Raw genomic sequence first — 14947 nt, 5'->3', positions numbered from 1 at the left:
TAAATGGAGAAATTAGTTGTAGTCATTGTTACTTATCGTCGTAATTTTACAGATACGCCAAGTGCTAATCTATTATTAAAGCAAGCTAGAGATAACCAAATAACGTTGGTGATTTATGATAATGAAAAAGTTGGTGCTAAAGTTATAGGCAAGAATATTATTAACATTCAAAATAATAGTAATGAAGGGTTAGTAAAAGGATACAACGTTGCATTAGAAGTTGCTAAAGACAAGGGTGCTCAATGGTTATTATTGTTAGATCATGATACGAAACTATCCACGGATTATTTTGATGAACTCTTTGCCAGATTAGATTCGAAGCAACCTGTTAAAGCAATTTTGCCAACAATCATTAGTAATGAAATAATTGTGTCTCCTTTAGAGTCGGATAAATATATTTCGTTAAGGACAAGTCAAGTGCTGCAACCGGGACAATTTAATGGTCAACTAATGGCTATTAATTCTGGAAGCACATTATCTGTCGATGCTTTACAATCAATCGGCGGTTTTAACGAAGCCTTCCCACTTGATTTTCTAGATCATTGGCTGTTCTGGCGGCTTAACCAAATTGATCAGCCTTATTTAATTTTGGAGACACAGCTTAAACATTCATTATCAGTGCAAACACCAAGTGCAATGTCGACAACGCGATATGCTAGTATTTTAGCGGGTGAAGCGTTGTACTATAGCCAATACAATCTCGATGAATTCAGTAACTATCGAAAACATCTAATGTTAAGAAGTGCTAAACAATTCCTGAAGTTTAAGAATCGACAGTTATGGCGAATGTCGCTCAAAACACTTATTCAATTGAGAAGGGGTAAATAAATGATTTCTGTTTGTATGGCAACTTACAACGGGCAACGCTCAATTCGTAAACAGTTGCAATCAATTATTGAACAGCTATCGGCTGATGATGAAATTATTATTGTCGATGATTCTTCAACAGATGAGACAGTGGCGATTATTGAAGCAATGTTAGCAGAGCATCCTGTTGCACATCAGATCATTGTTAATGACAACAATAGAGGGCCAATTGGTAGTTTTGAGGTAGCACTTCAAAAAGCTAATGGAGACTATATTTTCTTGTCAGATCAGGATGATATTTGGTTTGATAACAAGGTATCGACTGTGATGCAGGCATTTAAAGCTGGTGCTCAATTGGTGGTTCATGATGGGACAGTAGTGGACGGTGAAGGTAATGTGATTGATACATCTTGGAATCACTATAATCACAATCAAACAACACAATCGATTATGAGTAATATTGTTAAAAATGGCTATACGGGTGCGATGATGGCTTTTACTAAGCAGGTCAAAGAAGCCGCTTTACCATTTCCTAAATCCATAGTGATGCATGACCAGTGGCTATTTCAGGTTAGTAAATTAAGAAAACTTAAGATAATGTCCATTGACGAGCCGTTAATGTATTATGTAAGACATGGTAATAATGTCACTGGTATGCGTAAAAGAAAGAAGTCAGAACAATTAATTGATCGCTTAAATATGGTAAAATGTCTAATGTATGTAAATAGAAAGTGAGGCTTTAATAATGAAAGGTATTATTCTAGCAGGCGGTTCTGGGACACGTTTGTATCCCATCACACGCGCTTTATCAAAACAATTGATTCCAATCTATGACAAACCAATGATTTACTATCCAATGTCAGTGCTCATGTTGGCCGGGATTCAAGATATTATGATTATCTCAACCCCAACTGACACACCACGTTTCAAAGAGTTATTTGGCAACGGCAATGATTTGGGGTTAAACATCGAATACGCCGTTCAAGAACAACCCAATGGTTTGGCAGAAGCTTTCGTGATTGGGGCGGACTTCATCGGCGATGATTCAGTATGCTTAATCTTAGGTGACAATATCTATTATGGTGGTGGCCTTTCAGAAATGCTCCAAAGAGCGGCTCAAAAAGAATCAGGCGCAACCGTTTTTGGTTATCATGTGAATGATCCAGAACGCTTTGGCGTTGTTGATTTTGATGAAAATATGCATGCTAAATCAATCGTTGAAAAGCCAGAACATCCGGCAAGTAACTATGCGGTGACGGGGTTATACTTCTACGACAACCAAGTTGTCGACATTGCAAAGAATATTAAACCTTCACCACGTGGCGAACTAGAAATTACAGACATCAACAAAGCGTATCTTGAAAAAGGCCAGCTAGATGTTGAATTAATGGGCCGTGGGTTTGCTTGGTTAGATACTGGAACCCACGATTCATTACAAGAAGCCAGCAGTTTTATTGCGACCGTTCAAAAACGGCAAAACTTGAAAGTGGCGTGTCTAGAAGAAATTGCTTACCGCATGCATTACATCGATAAGGCAAAAGTGATTGAATTGGCACAACCACTCAAGAAGAACGACTACGGCCAATATTTATTGCGATTAGTAAAAGAAGATTAGGGGTAAGTAATCATGGGTAAGTTAAAAGTCACAACAACTAAATTACAAGACGTTAAAATTATTGAACCAGCCGTCTTTGGTGATCATCGTGGATTCTTTACAGAATCTTATTCAGATCGCGATTTCAAAGAAGCGGGCATCGATATTGATTTCATTCAAGATAATCACTCACTTTCAACGCAAGCAAGCGTTTTACGAGGTTTACATTTCCAACGCGGCAAAGCTGCGCAAACGAAATTAATTCGCGTAGTGACTGGGGCTGTCTTAGATGTCATTGTTGACGTTCGTGCAGGTTCACCAACTTACAAACAATGGGAAGGGTACATCCTTTCTGCCAGCAATCACCGTCAATTACTTGTTCCAAAGGGCTTCGCCCATGGCTTTGTCACTTTGACGGATAACGTTAACTTCTTGTATAAATGTGATGGCTACTATGATGCAGAAGCTGACGGCGGTATTTCATTCAAGACACCAGAATTAAACATTGATTGGCCAATTGATTTTGACCAAGCAATTACGTCTGAAAAAGATGCCAACCAACCAACCTTTACTGAATTTGAAAAAGATAATCCGTTTGTTTACGGTGAAATTTAAGGAGATCAACACACTATGAAAAATATTATTGTTACTGGTGGGGCCGGCTTTATCGGTTCTAACTTCGTGCATTATGTGGTGAATAACCACCCAGAAGTTCACGTGACGGTTTTAGATAAATTAACTTACGCTGGGAACCGTGCGAACTTGGCCGGTTTACCAGCAGACCGTGTGGAATTAGTTGTTGGCGATATTTGTGACGCTGAATTAGTCGATAAGTTAGTTCAAAAGACAGACGCAGTTGTACACTATGCTGCCGAAAGTCACAACGATAACTCTCTAAAGGATCCTTCACCTTTTATTCAAACGAACATCATCGGTTCATATACGTTGATCGAAGCTTGTCGGAAGTATAATGTGCGTTATCACCACGTTTCAACTGATGAAGTATACGGTGATTTACCATTGCGTGAAGACTTACCAGGACACGGCGAAGGCGTTGGTGAAAAATTCACCCCTGAAACGCGCTATAACCCAAGTAGTCCTTATTCATCATCAAAGGCGAGCTCAGACTTGTTAGTCCGGGCATGGGTGCGTTCATTCGGCCTACAAGCAACTATTTCAAACTGTTCAAACAACTATGGTCCTTACCAACACATTGAAAAATTCATTCCACGTCAAATTACCAATATTTTAAGTGGGATTCGACCAAAACTTTACGGTTCAGGTCAAAATGTGCGTGATTGGATTCATACGAATGATCATTCAAGTGCCGTTTGGGCAATCCTAACCAAAGGTAAAATCGGTGAAACTTACTTAATCGGTGCCGACGGCGAACAAAACAACAAAGATGTTTTGGAATTAATCTTAGAATTAATGGGGCAACCCAAAGATGCTTATGATCAAGTTAAAGACCGCCCAGGTCATGACTTACGGTATGCCATCGATTCAGCGAAATTACGTGAAGAATTAGGTTGGCAACCAGAATTCACTGATTTTAAATCAGGCTTACAACATACCATCGACTGGTATCGTGACAATGAAGACTGGTGGCAAGCAGAAAAAGCAGCCGTGGAAGCCAATTACGCTAAAAACGGTCAATAGGATTAAACAAAGGCAGTGCTAAAGCATTGCCTTTGTCTTTAGATAAAGTGAGGAAGCACATGATTTTTAATTATTTATATAATATGCTTTATCAGATTTTCGTTTTGATTGTTCCGCTAGTGACAATGCCTTATATTTCCCGGGTTATCGGACCAACCGGAATTGGTGTTAACACCTTTACTTATGCCATTACACAATATTTTATTCTTTTCGGGACTTTGGGTGTTAATTTGTATGGTAGTCGAGAGATTGCTTATCGTAGAGGTGATAAACATAAACTCAGTAAAGCCTTTTGGGAGATTGAAACGTTACTAATAACATCAATTACGATTGCGACCGTTGCATTTTTAGTTTATGTTTGGTTTTCAAAAGAATATCAAATGTACTATCTAGCGCAAGGTGTTGCACTGGTTGCTGTTGCATTTGATATTTCTTGGTTTTTTATGGGCTTAGAAAATTTCAAAGTAACGGTCACTCGGAATATTTTGGTTAAAGCCATCTCTTTAGTATTGATTTTCACGTTAGTTAAGAGCAAAGATGATTTATTCATCTATATTCTGATTACATCACTGTCAGTATTAATCGGAAATATCACATTGTGGCCGTATTTACGAAAACAAGTGACAATGATTAAGTTCTCTGAATTATCACCTATAACACACTTAAAACCATCATTAGTTTTATTCATTCCACAAGTTGCGATTAATGTTTATGCGCTACTGAATAAACCGATGTTGAAAATTTTTGATTCGATTCAAGGCACAGGATTTTTCGATAGTTCAGATAAAATTATTAAATTATTAGTCGCCTTACTGACTTCTTTAGCAACAGTTGTGATGCCTCGTGTGGCGAACAGTTTTATTAACGGGGATAATGAACAAATTGAACGCTTATTACGAAAAAGTTTCGATTATATCTCATTCTTATCGATTCCCTTGATGTTCGGATTGGCAGCAGTTTCTAAAAGCTTCTCCATTTGGTTCTTTGGACAAGAATTTGCGCCCGTTGGACAAGTATTACTGATTCAGTCAATGGTCATTCCAATCATTGCATGGGCAAGTATTACTGGGAATCAATATCTATTACCAACCAATCACAACAAGGAGTACACGATTTCAGTAATCGCTGGAGCAGTTGTTAACTTGATTTTAAATATTCCATTGATTATTAAGTTTGGTGTGTTTGGCGCGACGGTTTCTACTATTATTGCTGAATTAGTTGTTACAGGAATTCAAGTATATTACGTTGGCCAAGAGTTCTCTATTCGAATGTTATTTAAGGGGGCATGGCGCTATTGGGGTGCAGGGATACCGATGTTTGTTATCGTGTATTTATTAGATGCTCGCTTACCGATTTCTTTAGCTAGCCTAGTTATGGAAGTTATGTTAGGAATTTGTATATATTTTGTATTGTTGATTGCCATGAAAACACCAATCTTGAAAGATATCTACCAAATGCTAAGAAGTCGAATAAAACGTGTATAATAGTTTACAAAATAGCTTAATTTAGATAAAGGTCGTGACGATTATTAAACCGAGAGTTGCTGTTATTATTTTAAATTATAACAACCCAACAGATACAATCAGTTGTTTGCAAAATATCCGTGAAATCGATTATGATAACTTTCAAACAATCATCATTGATAATCATTCGACGGATGATTCTGTTAGTCGGATTAAGGACGCTTTATTGCCTTCCGAATTATTTATCAAAGCGCCAATTAATAAAGGCTATGCGGCCGGTAATAATTTAGGTATTAAGAAAATGCAAAATCAAGGAACAGATTATTTTTGTATTTTAAACAATGATGTTGAAGTAAGTCCGAATTTTCTTGATATTTTAGTAACAAAGATGACTGAAAATCCTAATTTAGGAATTGTAGGACCTAAAATCTGTGATTTTGATAACCGAGATTTGGTTCAAGCAACGGGATCCATTGTAGATATGAATTTTGGTCGTGCAACCGAGTTGAATAAGAATCAACCTGTAAGGGAAGTGGCCTCTGAAGTGATTAGTTGTGATTACGTTGGTGGGGCCTGTATGGTAGTTCGAAGTAAAGTAATTGAGCAAGTTGGATTGATTCCTGAAGATTATTTCCTATTTTATGAAGAGAATGAGTGGTGTGCTAAAGTAAAACAAGCAGGGTATCAAATTGCTTGTGTGACAGACGCAACTGTTTACCATAAGGGTTCTCATACGATTAATCAAATTAGTGGCTTATCAGAGTACTTTATGTATCGTAATTTGGTTATTTTTGTAAATCGAAATGGTTCCTTCAAGAATAGAATAATTTTCTTAACTTATTTCATCGGTTTTTGCTTTAAATCGTTGTTATTTAAGAAGCATGGTGGTCGATTCTTCTGTTACTTCTGGGATGCTATCACAGGAGTAAATCGTTATCAATATTTGCAGAAATGACGAGGGGATATTGAAGTGGAACCTAATGTAAGTATTATTATTCCCGTTTATAACGGTGAAAAGACAGTTGAGAGAGCGATTCGATCATGTTTAAATCAAACTTATCAATCGCTAGAAGTATTAGTAGTTGACAATGGTTCTGTAGATCAGTCTACTCAAATTATTGAGAATTTGAGTAGAGTTGATAAGCGCGTTAAGCTTGTAAAGTTAACCAAAAAGGGTCGAAGTAATGCACGCAATGTAGGTTTGAATCAGACCAAAGGAAAATTTATTCAGTTTTTGGATGCAGATGATGAGTTGCTACCTCATAAAATTGAAGCAGCAGTCAATTTTTTAGAAGCGCATGCTGCTTGTTTTGCATATGGAACTGGAATCGAATATGTAACTAATAAAGGTTCTATAATTCGAATTCCTGACACCAGCAATAATATTGAATTACTGATTCATAATATATTTCCAATTAATACGCTTGTTTTTCGGAAAAATCCAATTCGTTTTGATCGAATGATTGAATTTGATGAAGATTGGTTGTATTGGGTGGAGTTATTTAAAGATAACATGTCAGGTGTTACAATGACGCCAGAAATCGGGGCACGGGTGCATGTAACTGGTGAAAATACAATGAATGACACCAGTCGCATGTTATACTATGAAATTTTAATCCGAGGTATCATTCGCCAGAAATATCCAATCTCAAACGGCATATTATTGAAAACCGATGTTAAAAAGATGTTAATGCTAAATAGTTTGGCCCATTTTGGTAATATTACGAATAGTCAGTACGATGAAGCGGCTAAATATTTTATGAACCTAAACAAGGTAGCGAAGGTGTTATATACAATACCTATTATTCGAAGAAAAACTAATCAAGGTGTTAATGGTATTCTAGAAAAACAAACCTATCAAGGGTAAAATTTAGAAAGATAGAGGGCAATTTTACTATGAAAATTTTAATCACTGGTGCAAATGGTCAATTAGGGACCGAATTACGACATTTATTAGACGAAAACCAAATCGAATATGTGGGGACAGATGCAGCCGAATTAGACATTACTAATGCAGACGCAGTCACAACATACTTTGAAAAGAACAAGCCTGAATTGGTTTATCACTGCGCAGCTTATACAGCTGTCGATGCTGCTGAAGAAGAACCTGGCAAGTCAATCAATTACAAAGTGAACGTGGTTGGAACGCAAAACATTGCCAATGCTGCTGAAGCAATCGGCGCAACGCTTGTTTACATTAGTACGGATTATGTCTTTGATGGTACGAATGATCAAATGTACACAGAAGAAACCCCAGCTGCACCTAAGAATGAATATGGTCGCACAAAATTGGCTGGTGAAGAAGCCGTTGCAAATACAATGAGCAAATACTACATCATCCGGACTTCATGGGTCTTTGGTGAATATGGTAAGAACTTCGTTTACACGATGTTAAATCTTGCGAAGACGCATGATCATTTAACGGTTGTGAGTGATCAAGTCGGTCGTCCAACTTGGACCCGGACGTTGGCTGAATTCATGTTATACGCTGTTCAAAACGACGTGCCGTATGGCTTGTATCAACTTTCAAATGACAATTCATGTACTTGGTATGAATTTGCGAGCGAAATCTTGAAGGATAAAGACGTAGAAGTGAGTCCGGTAACATCAGACGAATATCCTCAAAAAGCATTCCGTCCAAGACATTCAATCATGGATTTAACGAAGATCAAGGCAACTGGATTCGAAGTACCAACCTGGCAAGATGCATTACAAAAATTTATGGCAAAAATTGATTAGGATGAGATGATGAGTAATAATCTGGATAAAACGGTGACGATTAGTATTGTGACCTATAATAGTCAATACGTCTTTAAGACGTTAGATAGTATCAAGGCAACTGTCTTGGGGCAATACCCGGTAAAAGTATTGGTTCATGATAATGGGTCAACACCTGGGTATTTGGCGCAATTAAAAGCCTATGCTGCAGATGATGTTGAAATCATTGAAGGCCAAGAGAATCTTGGGTTCGGTCATGGGCATAATGCCAACCTGAAGCTGACGGCATCCGATTATTTTCTGATTTGCAATCCGGATATTATTTTAAATCAAAACGCATTTGAACAGATGTATCGGATTTTAGCGGATCAAGATGCTAATGATAGCTTAGGGATGCTAACGCCGAAGATTGTTGGTCCGGATGGTACGACCCAACATTTAGTACGGCGGAAGCTAGATGTCTTCGATTATATGCTGCGCTTTGTACCTTTTAAATGGGTTAAGAAGCTATTTGAAAAACGCTTGGCGGCTTATGAATGCCGGAATTTAACGGATCGACGGCAAGTGATTCAATATGGATCTGGTGCGTTCATGTTTACGCGGACTGATGTGATTCGGGCTATTGATGGTTTCGATGAACGCTTCTTTATGTATTTCGAAGATAATGACCTTTGTGATCGAATTAACCAAAGCGGTCATACGATTTTATATGTACCAGATGCGGTTGTCACTCATTTTTATGGAATGGCATCCCACCGCAGTTTCAAGGGATTTAAGATCTTCTTGAAGTCCATGGCACAGTATTTTAATAAATGGGGTTGGCGTTTCTTCTAGTCTCAAACAAAAAAGACGGTTTTCTACCGTCTTTTTTTGTATGCCTCTTTTATTTTATGATATAGTTATACCAAATATATCTCTAATTAGGAGCTTAACATGCCAAACTTATACCCTGATGACAGTCTTTTGTTGCATACAGACTTGTATCAGCTGAATATGATGCTTACTTACTTTAAAAAGGACTTGCACAATCGCACAGCAGTTTTTGAATGTTATTTCAGAAAATTACCATTCGAAAATGGTTACGCAATTTTTGCTGGTTTAGAACACATCGTGAATTATCTAGAAAACTTACACTTCACCGAAAGTGACATCGCTTATCTACGTGATGAGGTGGGGTATCCAGCTGATTTTCTTGATTATTTAGCCAATCTTGATTTTGATTTAACAATTCGTTCAGCAGTTGAGGGCGAATTGGTTTTTGGGAATGAACCGATTTTACAAATCGAAGGGCCATTGGCGCAATGTCAGTTAATTGAAACGGCCTTGTTAAACATCATCAATTATCAAACACTAATCGCTACGAAAGCTGCACGGATTAAGTCCGTTGTCGGTAAGGATCCTGTTTTGGAATTCGGGACGCGCCGTGCCCAAGAAATGGACGCTGCCTTATGGGGCACTCGTGCCGCTTATATCGGCGGTTTTGACGCTACAAGTAACGTACGTGCTTCAAAGATTTTTGGGATTCCAGCCAGTGGGACGCATGCGCATTCACTCGTGCAAGTCTATCGCAATGATTATGAAGCATTCCGCGCTTATGCTGAAACGCATCACGATTGTGTTTTCTTGGTGGATACGTATGACACCCTCAAAAGTGGTGTGCCAAGTGCGATTCGGGTCGCTCAGGAATTTGGTAGCAAGATTAACTTCCAAGGGGTGCGGATTGATAGTGGCGACATGGCCTATATTTCAAAACGCGTGCGCCAACAATTGGACGAAGCCGGTTTTACCGATGCTAAAGTTTACGCTTCAAATGATTTAGATGAAAAGACCATCCAAAACTTGAAGATGCAAGAAGCCAAAATTGACGTTTGGGGTGTCGGCACGAAATTGATTACGGCTTATGATCAACCCGCGCTAGGGGCTGTCTATAAGCTTGTTTCGATTGAAAACGGCGACGGGAAGATGGTCGATACCATCAAGCTTTCAAGTAATGTTGAGAAAGTTTCCACACCAGGGCGCAAGCAAGTTTGGCGAATCACTAAAAAAGTTGATGGTAAATCTGAAGGGGATTACATTACGCTTTGGGATGAAGATCCACTGGAACAAGATTCAATTTATATGTTCCACCCAAATTACACGTACATTAATAAAACTGTGACGGACTTTAATGCGCGGCCAATTCTACGGACGATTTTTGAACACGGGCAACGCGTTTACAAATTACCCGAACTTGGCGCGATTAAGAAGTTCTGTAGTGAAAATCTCGACTCGTTATGGGATGAATACAAGCGGGACTTGAACCCGCAAGATTACCCAGTTGACCTTTCACAACGCACATGGGATCACAAAATGGCCCAAATCAGAAGAGTCAAAGAAGAAGTCCAAAATCAGAGTGGTTCATTCAACGGTTAGCTTTTGAGTATAGTGAAGTCTGGTGAATAAGTGCGCTAGCGCTTATTTGCCGGACAAAGCTGTTGAAGGAAGCGCGTTTCAAAAAAGTTAGCAATCTAACATTTAAAAAAGGTGGTATTTAATCATGAGACATTTACAAGCTGAAATTATCGCGGCCTTAAAGACCCAACCTACAATCGATCCGAAAGCGGAAATTCGACGGTCAGTTGATTTTCTAAAAAATTATTTAAAAAAGAATACATTTTTAAAAACATACGTCCTCGGGATTTCTGGTGGCCAAGATTCAACATTAGTCGGTGCTTTAGCTGAACAAGCGGTCCGTGAGATGCGTGCTGAAACGGGTGATGAAACCTATCAATTCATCGCTGTTCGATTACCATATGGTGAACAGGCAGACGAATCGGATGCAATGGCTGCCATTGATTTCATGCAAGCGGATCAGGTCCGGCGTGTGAATATCAAAGCGTCAGTGGATGCAATGGTTCAAGCACTGGCGGAAACAGAAGTGACAGTCAGTGATTTTAATAAAGGTAATATCAAGGCACGTGTGCGGATGATTGCGCAATACGGTATCGCTGGTGAAATGAAGGGTGCGGTTTTAGGCACGGATCATTCTGCTGAATCAATTACCGGTTTCTATACGAAGTTCGGTGATGGTGGTGCTGATCTCGTACCGATTTTCAGATTAGATAAGCGTCAAGGCAAAGCGATGCTGGCGGAATTAAAGGCACCAAAACACCTTTACGAAAAGATTCCAACCGCCGATCTTGAAGAAGACCGCCCAGCATTGCCAGATGAATTAGCACTCGGTGTCACTTATAATCAAATTGATGATTATTTAGAGGGTCGTGAAGTGGCAGAAGAGGCTGCTACCAAGATTGAAAAGTGGTACCAAAAGACAGCGCACAAGCGGCATTTACCAATTACTGTTTTTGATACATTTTGGCGTTAATCGGCTGGATTTTGTTTATCCGCTAAATTAATTGGACGTCAGAATAATGTTTTACTTGCGTTTTAGATTGGTTCTGTCTTATAATTAGTTTAACGATAAGGGAGTAACTAGCAGCTTGTCTGCGATAACGCCACCAACAAGGCAATATTCTGGTGTTATCTTAATTAGTGAGACTTATGGGGGATTCTTTGAATTCTCTATAGGTCTCTTTTTTTACCCCGAAATCTATCTATAGGAGGCACGACAATGACAGATCAACCAAGTTCATTCTTTACCCAATCAACGGATGAGACTTTAAAAAGTTTAGCCACAACAACTGATGGGCTAACGCAAGACCAAGTTGCTGAACGACTCGCTAAATACGGGCGTAATCAGTTGACTGAGACTAAACGAAAAAGCTTGTTCGTTCGTTTTTTAGAACAGTTCAAAGATTTCATGATTATCGTCTTATTAGTAGCGGCAATGATTGCCGGCTTTTTAGCACATGAATGGCCAGATGCGATTATTATTCTCGCCGTTGTTATCTTGAATGCCGTTTTTGGTGTTTTCCAAGAAGCCAAAGCGGAACAAGCAATTGATGCTTTAAAAGAGATGGCAACCCCGGACGCACATGTACGCCGTAACGGGCAGATTGTTAAAATCAAGAGTGAAGAACTGGTTGTCGGTGATATCGTGCTATTAGAAGCGGGCGATATCGTCCCAGCTGATTTACGCTTGTTAGAATCAGCGGCTTTGAAGATTGAGGAATCGGCTTTGACGGGTGAATCGGTGCCGGTCGATAAGACTGTTGCAACGTTAACCGATCCTGAAAGTGGGATTGGCGATCGGACCAACATGGCATTCATGAATAGTAATGTGACTTACGGTCGTGGTGTCGGGGTTGTGACGGGCACTGGGATGCAAACTGAAGTTGGTAAAATTGCTGGGATGTTAAATCAAGCTGGTGAAACCACAACGCCATTGCAAATGAATTTAAGTCAACTTGGTAAGAGTTTAACGATTATGATTTTAATCATTGCGGCTGTTGTATTTGTGGTCGGCTACTTACGCCACGCGCAATCACCAATTAATATGTTATTAACCTCAATCTCATTAGCGGTTGCCGCAATTCCAGAAGGATTACCGGCAATTGTGACGGTTATTTTAGCCCTTGGGACACAGAAGATGGTTAAACGAAATGCGTTGGTACGGAAGTTACCTGCTGTGGAAACACTGGGGAGTACCGACATTATTGCGTCCGATAAAACTGGGACGTTAACGATGAATCAAATGACGGTAGAAAAGATTTTTACCAATAATCAGTTGCAAGAAGCATCAGCCGACTTGGCAAGCGATGATTTAGCGTTAAGCATTATGAACCTTGCCAACGATACGAAAATCACAGAGGATGGCCAGTTAATTGGTGATCCAACGGAAACGGCTTTAATTGCTTATGGGCGTGATAAAGGCTTCGTGATTCAAGATGCCCTAGCAGCAGCACCACGCGTGGGTGAAGTGCCGTTTGATTCAGAACGGAAGCTGATGACAACGATTCATCAAGCCAAAGATGGTCAACTATTGATGACCACCAAGGGTGCACCGGATGAATTACTCAAACGCGTGAGTCATTTTATTGATGCCAATGGCGATGTTCAACCGTTAGATGAAGATGAACGCCAATTTTTACTCAAAACAAACCACGATTTAGCTAAACAAGCGTTACGTGTCTTGGCATTAGCGTATAAACCGTTAGATAGCTTACCAGCAACAATTGATCCGACGATTGAAGATGAGTTAATCTTTGCTGGTTTAGTCGGGATGATTGATCCAGAACGACCAGAAGCCAAACAAGCTGTAACTGATGCGCATTCAGCAGGGATTCGGACGTTAATGATTACCGGTGATCACCGTGATACTGCAGAAGCCATCGCCCTTCGTTTAGGGATTATCACACCTGAACAAGATGCGGATGCGGCCGTTGTGACAGGTGCCGAACTGGATCAAATGGATGACGAGACATTTGCTAAAAAAGTCAGTCAGTACGCAGTTTATGCGCGAGTTGCGCCAGAACATAAGGTGCGGATTGTTAAAGCTTGGCAAAAACATGGTAAAGTCGTTGCGATGACCGGGGATGGTGTCAATGATGCGCCAGCCTTGAAGTCCGCAGATATCGGGATTGGGATGGGGATTACCGGGACAGAAGTATCAAAAGGCGCCAGTGATATGGTGCTTGCCGATGATAACTTCTCAACGATTGTCGTGGCTGTTAAAGAAGGTCGTAAAGTCTTTGCCAACATTCAAAAATCAATTCAATATTTATTGTCAGCTAACCTAGGTGAAGTCCTTACCTTATTCATGATGACGATTTTAGGCTGGCAAATTCTGCAACCGGTGCACATCTTATGGATTAACTTAGTGACGGATACATTCCCAGCGATTGCGTTGGGGGTTGAGCCCACTGAACCGGGGATTATGAATCAAAAACCACGTGGGCGCAAGTCAAACTTCTTCTCCGGCGGTGTCTTCCAAGCGATTATCTATCAAGGTCTCTTAGAAGGTGGGATTACGCTTGGTGTGTATGCCTTAGCGATTACGTACCCAGTGCATCAAGCGAGCGGCTTAGCACATGCTGATGCGTTAACGATGGCCTATGCAACGTTAGGGATGATTCAACTCTTCCACGCGTTTAACGTGAAGTCAGTGCACCAATCAATCTTTACAGTTGGCTTTTTCAAGAATAAAGCTTTCAACTGGGCTGTCTTAGCTTCATTCCTCCTGTTAGCCGCAACGATTATGGTACCTGGCTTAAACGGCCTATTCCACGTGTCACATCTCGATATTCACCAATGGGGAATTGTCCTAGCAGCCTCATTCTCATTGATTGTGATTGTGGAAATTGTGAAGTTCTTCCAGCGGAGAATGGCTAAATAATTTGTTGCCAACCTTGTAAAGTGCTTGTCAATTAAACTATAATAAAGGTGATTAAATAACTTTTATGTTAGTGAGTTTTGTAAGGAGGATTACGTATGCAAATATTCTTACAGTTTCTGATATCACTTTTCATCTTTGGTGGTCTGGAACGGATTACTCACGTTCAAAATAATTGGTTGTTGAGTTTCTTACTTTATTTAGTTATTTTCGCTTGTATCGACTTATTGACAAAGTTAATGTTTGGTCAGTCGTGGACGAGTAGAATGTTGAAGAGAAGATAGGTAATAATCGACGCTAGTGACAAACGAGATTTTGTCGCTAGCGTTTTTTTAATGAGGTAAATGTCCTTTGATGAACTAAGCATGCCTTTTCTATTAATGACACATGCTTTAATATTTTAATTGCAAGCCGATTGGGAAATTAGTATACTAA

13 protein-coding genes are annotated in these 14947 nt (G+C 39.6%); all 13 read left to right on the top strand.

Features of this window, described 5'->3' with window-relative positions; all coding sequences use genetic code 11:
• The first annotated feature begins 3 nt into the window (after positions 1–3).
• The 13 genes from ACF1X7_RS05430 (at position 4) to ACF1X7_RS05370 (ending at position 14515) form a co-directional block, all read left to right on the top strand.
• The gene (locus ACF1X7_RS05430; RefSeq protein ID WP_277847805.1) at positions 4–828 is read left to right on the top strand and encodes a glycosyl transferase family 2; all 825 of its coding nucleotides are present in this window, start codon (positions 4–6) and stop codon (positions 826–828) included.
• Positions 829–1542, top strand: coding sequence for a glycosyltransferase family 2 protein (locus ACF1X7_RS05425; protein WP_076801628.1), 714 nt, complete (start codon positions 829–831; stop codon positions 1540–1542).
• A gap of 10 nt (positions 1543–1552) precedes the next feature.
• Positions 1553–2422 (top strand): glucose-1-phosphate thymidylyltransferase RfbA, encoded by an 870-nt coding sequence (gene rfbA / locus ACF1X7_RS05420; RefSeq protein ID WP_146954995.1) that lies wholly within the window; start codon positions 1553–1555, stop codon positions 2420–2422.
• A gap of 12 nt (positions 2423–2434) precedes the next feature.
• The gene (gene rfbC, locus ACF1X7_RS05415; RefSeq protein ID WP_411162510.1) at positions 2435–3016 is read left to right on the top strand and encodes a dTDP-4-dehydrorhamnose 3,5-epimerase; all 582 of its coding nucleotides are present in this window, start codon (positions 2435–2437) and stop codon (positions 3014–3016) included.
• 15 nt (positions 3017–3031) lie between these two features.
• Complete coding sequence (gene rfbB, locus ACF1X7_RS05410) at positions 3032–4060, top strand: dTDP-glucose 4,6-dehydratase (RefSeq protein ID WP_411162509.1); 1029 nt, start codon at positions 3032–3034, stop codon at positions 4058–4060.
• Positions 4061–4119: 59 nt separating this feature from the next.
• On the top strand, positions 4120–5544 hold the full coding sequence (locus ACF1X7_RS05405) for a flippase (RefSeq protein ID WP_411162508.1): 1425 nt from the start codon (positions 4120–4122) through the stop codon (positions 5542–5544).
• Between the two features lie 34 nt (positions 5545–5578).
• The gene (locus tag ACF1X7_RS05400) at positions 5579–6478 is read left to right on the top strand and encodes a glycosyltransferase family 2 protein (protein WP_004270150.1); all 900 of its coding nucleotides are present in this window, start codon (positions 5579–5581) and stop codon (positions 6476–6478) included.
• A gap of 15 nt (positions 6479–6493) precedes the next feature.
• Positions 6494–7390, top strand: a complete 897-nt coding sequence (locus ACF1X7_RS05395) for a glycosyltransferase family 2 protein (protein ID WP_411162507.1) — start codon at positions 6494–6496, stop codon at positions 7388–7390.
• Between the two features lie 29 nt (positions 7391–7419).
• Positions 7420–8262: a dTDP-4-dehydrorhamnose reductase gene (gene rfbD / locus ACF1X7_RS05390; protein WP_039098264.1), complete on the top strand. Its 843-nt coding sequence runs from the start codon at positions 7420–7422 to the stop codon at positions 8260–8262.
• Positions 8263–8271: 9 nt separating this feature from the next.
• On the top strand, positions 8272–9075 hold the full coding sequence (locus tag ACF1X7_RS05385; protein ID WP_411162506.1) for a glycosyltransferase family 2 protein: 804 nt from the start codon (positions 8272–8274) through the stop codon (positions 9073–9075).
• Between the two features lie 99 nt (positions 9076–9174).
• Positions 9175–10653, top strand: a complete 1479-nt coding sequence (locus ACF1X7_RS05380; RefSeq protein WP_039098267.1) for a nicotinate phosphoribosyltransferase — start codon at positions 9175–9177, stop codon at positions 10651–10653.
• A 124-nt stretch (positions 10654–10777) separates the two neighbouring features.
• A complete protein-coding gene (gene nadE, locus ACF1X7_RS05375; protein WP_271260090.1) occupies positions 10778–11605 on the top strand; it encodes an ammonia-dependent NAD(+) synthetase in 828 nt (275 codons plus the stop codon).
• 246 nt (positions 11606–11851) lie between these two features.
• Entirely contained in the window at positions 11852–14515 is a 2664-nt protein-coding gene (locus ACF1X7_RS05370) for a cation-translocating P-type ATPase (protein ID WP_076801182.1), read from the top strand.
• The last annotated feature ends 432 nt before the right edge of the window (positions 14516–14947 follow it).

This window comes from Latilactobacillus sp. VITA-14, assembly GCF_046580785.1.
GTDB classification, from domain to species: domain Bacteria; phylum Bacillota; class Bacilli; order Lactobacillales; family Lactobacillaceae; genus Latilactobacillus; species Latilactobacillus curvatus.
The sequence above is the reverse complement of the archived record's forward strand: the minus strand, read 5'-3'. Positions and strand labels throughout refer to the sequence as shown.

Coding starts and splice junctions, on each gene's coding strand:
- nadE (WP_271260090.1), top strand. CDS start 10,778: ATGAGACATTTACAAGCTGAAATTATCGCGGCCTTAAAGACCCAACCT.
- rfbD (WP_039098264.1), top strand. CDS start 7,420: ATGAAAATTTTAATCACTGGTGCAAATGGTCAATTAGGGACCGAATTA.
- rfbA (WP_146954995.1), top strand. CDS start 1,553: ATGAAAGGTATTATTCTAGCAGGCGGTTCTGGGACACGTTTGTATCCC.
- ACF1X7_RS05405 (WP_411162508.1), top strand. CDS start 4,120: ATGATTTTTAATTATTTATATAATATGCTTTATCAGATTTTCGTTTTG.
- ACF1X7_RS05425 (WP_076801628.1), top strand. CDS start 829: ATGATTTCTGTTTGTATGGCAACTTACAACGGGCAACGCTCAATTCGT.
- ACF1X7_RS05380 (WP_039098267.1), top strand. CDS start 9,175: ATGCCAAACTTATACCCTGATGACAGTCTTTTGTTGCATACAGACTTG.
- ACF1X7_RS05370 (WP_076801182.1), top strand. CDS start 11,852: ATGACAGATCAACCAAGTTCATTCTTTACCCAATCAACGGATGAGACT.
- ACF1X7_RS05385 (WP_411162506.1), top strand. CDS start 8,272: ATGAGTAATAATCTGGATAAAACGGTGACGATTAGTATTGTGACCTAT.
- ACF1X7_RS05430 (WP_277847805.1), top strand. CDS start 4: ATGGAGAAATTAGTTGTAGTCATTGTTACTTATCGTCGTAATTTTACA.
- rfbB (WP_411162509.1), top strand. CDS start 3,032: ATGAAAAATATTATTGTTACTGGTGGGGCCGGCTTTATCGGTTCTAAC.
- rfbC (WP_411162510.1), top strand. CDS start 2,435: ATGGGTAAGTTAAAAGTCACAACAACTAAATTACAAGACGTTAAAATT.